The 4,334-nt window shown below is 53.7% G+C and carries 3 protein-coding genes; all 3 read right to left on the reverse strand.

Features of this window, described 5'->3' with window-relative positions; genetic code table 11:
• Positions 1–137: 137 nt before the first annotated feature.
• The 3 genes from VGP75_RS14700 to katG all read right to left on the reverse strand — a co-directional run bounded on the left by VGP75_RS14700 (position 138) and on the right by katG (position 4,031).
• Complete coding sequence (locus tag VGP75_RS14700; RefSeq protein ID WP_327544380.1) at positions 138–428, reverse strand: hypothetical protein; 291 nt, start codon at positions 426–428, stop codon at positions 138–140.
• Positions 429–535: 107 nt separating this feature from the next.
• The gene (gene hemH, locus VGP75_RS14705; protein ID WP_327544382.1) at positions 536–1,624 is read right to left on the reverse strand and encodes a ferrochelatase; all 1,089 of its coding nucleotides are present in this window, start codon (positions 1,622–1,624) and stop codon (positions 536–538) included.
• A gap of 235 nt (positions 1,625–1,859) precedes the next feature.
• The gene (gene katG / locus VGP75_RS14710) at positions 1,860–4,031 is read right to left on the reverse strand and encodes a catalase/peroxidase HPI (RefSeq protein WP_327544381.1); all 2,172 of its coding nucleotides are present in this window, start codon (positions 4,029–4,031) and stop codon (positions 1,860–1,862) included.
• Between the last annotated feature and the right edge of the window lie 303 nt (positions 4,032–4,334).

Here is a 4,334-nt window from a genome sequence, read left to right on the forward strand (position 1 = left end):
GGATGGTCTCCTGTTCAAAGATTGGTCTCAGCAACCAAACCTTCTCATCAGGAGGCCATTCCTGCCAATAGCGGCGCCCATCCCGCGTTAGCGGGTTCGTTCAATCCCACAACGATTCAAGATAAGCAGGAACCGCTCTAATCGGGGTCTATGAATTGAACAACGTCGCACTGCCGCGCGAGGTCTGTAGGGACGCGTACTTGGCTTCCACCGAGAAGTACCGAATTCTCGGGGCCGAGGTGGAGAGCCCTGAAAAAGCTGCTGTTGTCTATCGGGAATTTTTTCGCGCTGCGGTCCAGCGTTGCGTTCTCGAGTTCAAGGAGTTCCGAGACGGTGCGGTTGACGAGATGGCCTCGGCCGCTGGCGTAGCCGATGCAGATCGCGCAGATGTTGTCGCTTACGTCCGCGAGCAGATCGCGGGTCTCCATGATGGCAACGTAATCCGCTATCGGTTAAAACCAGTTGATCTGGAAGGAGTAGTGAACCTGCGCTCGGGACAGGACTCTGAGATCCATGAAAAGTCACCGCAGCCAGTTTATGCCAACCAACCTTTCAGGTTGCGGTTGATCACACCACACAGCACGTCGATATGCGCCGCATGGTCATTCAGGCAGGGGATATAGGTGAAATGTGCGCCGCCTGCTTCTTCAAAGCTTTCCTTGATCTCTTCGTTGATCTCTTCCAGCGTTTCGATGCAATCGGCAGAAAAGGCGGGGGCGCAGACGGCGATATGCCTGATACCGTCTTCTTCGGCCAGTCGCGCGACCTCTTTGACCGTATAGGGTTTTAGCCAGTCCTCTGGCCCGAACCGCGACTGGAACGTCGTTTTGATCTGGGTGTTGTCCCAACCCAGCCGTTCTTTCAGCAAACGTGTCGTTTTCTGGCACTGGCAATGATAGGGGTCGCCCTCACGCAGATAGCGTTCCGGCACGCCGTGATAGGAACAGATCAGCATTTCCGGCCTGACCGCGATCTCGGCATAGGCCTTTTGGATGGATTGGGCCAGCGCTTCGATATAGGCTGGTGCCTCGAAATAGGGCTCGACAACACGCGCGGTGGGCTGCCATTTTTCATCCATCAGCGCGCGAAAGAACTGGTCATTCGCAGTGGCTGATGTGGCACCCGCGTAATGCGGGTAAAGCGGTAAGAACAGGATCTTGGTACAGCCCGCTTCAACCATTTCACGCACTTTGGATTTGGTGGACGGGTTGCCATAGCGCATGCAGAAATCGACGCGCACATCGTCGCCGTAGCGGTCGATCATCTGTTTTTTGATTGCGGCGGTCTGCGCTTTGGTAATGGTCAGCAAAGGGCTTTCATTGGCGTCTTCGTTCCAGATGGATTGATAGGCCGCACCCGACGACAATGGCCGTTTGGTCAGGATGAACAGCTGCAACAGCGGCTGCCAAAGCCAGGCAGAATAATCCACCACGCGTTTGTCCGACAAGAATTCGTTCAGATATCGCCGCATTGACCAGTAATCTGTCGCATCCGGCGTGCCAAGGTTGGCCACAAGAATGCCAACCCGTGCAGGCTTTATGGCCGGATGGTCCTTTGCTGCATGCATGGGGCATGTCGCAGGGCGTTCCGTCGGGGCGGATGTCTGTACATCGAACATGTTCATGAGCCTTTGGTTGCTGCTCATTCAAGAGCTTTTTTATCGGTTAAACTGATGCTCAAGGCCGGTGTTTCACCGATGTAAAGTTGAGCCACTGCCAGCTCTTTGCGTTATACTATTCCATAGAAGGCGCGAACCTTGCAGCAACTCGGGGACTACCGCTACTTGCTGGACTTGCCGTTCTGAGCGTAGTGGCGCAGTGACGTTCACAGGCAGCACGAGGCCGCCTGTGAACTTGTTATCAATAGTGTAGATCAAAACGGTCTGCATTCATGACCTTCGTCCAGGCCGCGACAAAATCCTCGACAAACTGCTCGGTTCCGTCTCGTTGCGCATAAACTTCAGCGTAAGAACGCAGGATGGAATTTGACCCAAAAACAAGATCAACCCGAGTTGCAGTCCAATGGACCTGACCAGTTGTCCTGTCTTGCAAAACATAGACCCCCTCTGCCGTTGGTGCCCAGCGATAGCGCATGTCCGTAAGATTGACGAAGAAGTCTGTCGTAAGCGCTCCCGGTTGATCCGTGAACACACCGTGCATGGTTGCGCTATGATTGGTACCAATTACCCGCAAACCGCCAATCAGGGCTGTCATCTCTGGCGCGGTCAGCCCCATGAGCTGGGCGCGGTCCAAAAGGAGCTCTTCAGGGCTGACGATGTAATCCTTTTTGACCCAATTTCGAAAGCCGTCGTGGATTGGCTCTAACACATCAAACGAGGCAGCATCTGTCATTGCGTCAGTCGCATCACCCCGTCCTGGCATGAAGGGCACGGTCACTTGAGTGCCAGCAGCATAAGCGGCTTGCTCAACACCGACATTTCCGCCCAAAACAATGACGTCTGCAAGACTAGCGCCGGCACTCTTTGCAATTGGCTCGAGGACCGACAATACCTTGTCAAGCCGATCGGGCTCGTTACCCTCCCAATCTTTCTGAGGAGCAAGACGGATCCGAGCACCATTTGCACCACCACGTAAATCGGACCCGCGGAAGGTACGCGCACTATCCCATGCCGTTGAAACCAGATCGCTGACGCTCAAGCCACTTTGTGCAATTTCTGCTTTGACGGCAGCAATGTCCCAGTCAGTTGCACCTTTCGGTACTGGATCTTGCCAGATCAGGTCTTCAGCAGGAACATCCGGGCCAAAATAGCGAGGTTTTGGCCCCATGTCACGGTGGGTCAGTTTAAACCAAGCCCGCGCAAAAACGTCAGAGAAGTAGTCTGGATCCTTGTAAAACCGCTCCGAGATCTCCCGATAGACCGGATCTTTGATCATCGCCATGTCGGCGTCGGTCATGATCGGGTTGTAGCGGATCGAGGGATCCTCCACATCGACGGGCCGGTCCTCTTCCTTGATGTTGATCGGTTCCCATTGCCAGGCACCTGCAGGAGACTTCTTCAATTCCCAATCGTAAGTGAAAAGCAGGTAAAAGTAGCCATTATCCCATTGAGTGGGGTGGGTCGTCCACGCGCCTTCGATGCCACTTGAGACAGTGTTGCGGCCTATTCCACGGGCTGAATGGTTATTCCAACCCAACCCTTGTTCCGTCACATCAGCAGCCTCTGGGTCGGCGCCAAGAAGCGCGGCGTCTCCATTGCCATGGCATTTGCCCACTGTATGACCGCCGGCCGTCAGAGCGACGGTTTCTTCATCGTTCATGGCCATCCGGGCGAATGTCTCGCGGACTTGAGCTGCTGTTTTCAGTGGATCCGGCTGTCCGTTCACGCCTTCAGGATTCACGTAGATCAAGCCCATCTGAACGGCAGCAAGCGGGTTTTCCATCGTCGATGGGTCATCAAGATCGCCATAGCGTGCATCGGATGGCGCAAGCCATTCCTTTTCAGCGCCCCAATAGGTGTCTTTTTCTGGATGCCAGATGTCCTCGCGGCCGAAAGCAAAACCGAATGTTTTGAGGCCCATCGATTCATATGCGACGGTGCCTGCCATAATGATCAGATCAGCCCAGCTGATTTGCTTGCCATATTTTTGCTTAAGCGGCCAAAGAAGGCGGCGCGCTTTGTCGAGGTTGACGTTATCCGGCCAAGAGTTCAATGGCGCAAAGCGTTGGTTGCCAGTTCCGCCACCGCCGCGGCCATCGGCAATCCGGTAGGACCCAGCCGCATGCCAAGCCATACGGATCATCAGGCCGCCATAATGACCCCAGTCTGCCGGCCACCAATCCTGACTGTCAGTCATCAATGCGTGCAAGTCTGCCTTCAATGCAGCGACATCTAAATCTTCGAGCGCTTTACGATAGTTAAAATCTTTTTGCGGATTGGTCTTGGTGTCATGTTGATGCAGGATGTCGAGGTTGAGGGCGTTTGGCCACCAATCCATGTTGTCCTTGCCGACAGCGCTGTTTGCGCCATGCATAACTGGGCACTTACCGCCTGATTGCGCATTCCCGTCCATTCTTAGATCCTTTCCAAATGATATCCTGGGCCCCAAGTATGTCTGGGTCTTTCTACACACTACGCAACAAGAGACATTTTGAAAATCAAATATTTGAATATCAATTATAGTTAAGATCTATTATCTGAAGTGTTTTGATAGAAAATATTGAGTTATTGTCAAATCTGGTTCTCTGAGTGCGGCATGTGTCAAGTCCGTTGTTGTGTCCATCGGGGGTCATGGTTCTCTCCGAAGTCACCGCGTAGGCGCTTCATAATGGCTTTCGGGAGCTGACTGTCATCAAATGTGTTTGGCGAGCTCGAA

This window comes from Yoonia sp. (assembly GCF_036007805.1).
In the GTDB taxonomy this organism is placed as follows: domain Bacteria; phylum Pseudomonadota; class Alphaproteobacteria; order Rhodobacterales; family Rhodobacteraceae; genus Yoonia.

Excerpts from the sequence above, each read along its gene's own strand:
- VGP75_RS14700 (WP_327544380.1), bottom strand. The coding sequence starts at position 428 with ATGGAGACCCGCGATCTGCTCGCGGACGTAAGCGACAACATCTGCGCG.
- hemH (WP_327544382.1), bottom strand. The coding sequence starts at position 1,624 with ATGAACATGTTCGATGTACAGACATCCGCCCCGACGGAACGCCCTGCG.
- katG (WP_327544381.1), bottom strand. The coding sequence starts at position 4,031 with ATGGACGGGAATGCGCAATCAGGCGGTAAGTGCCCAGTTATGCATGGC.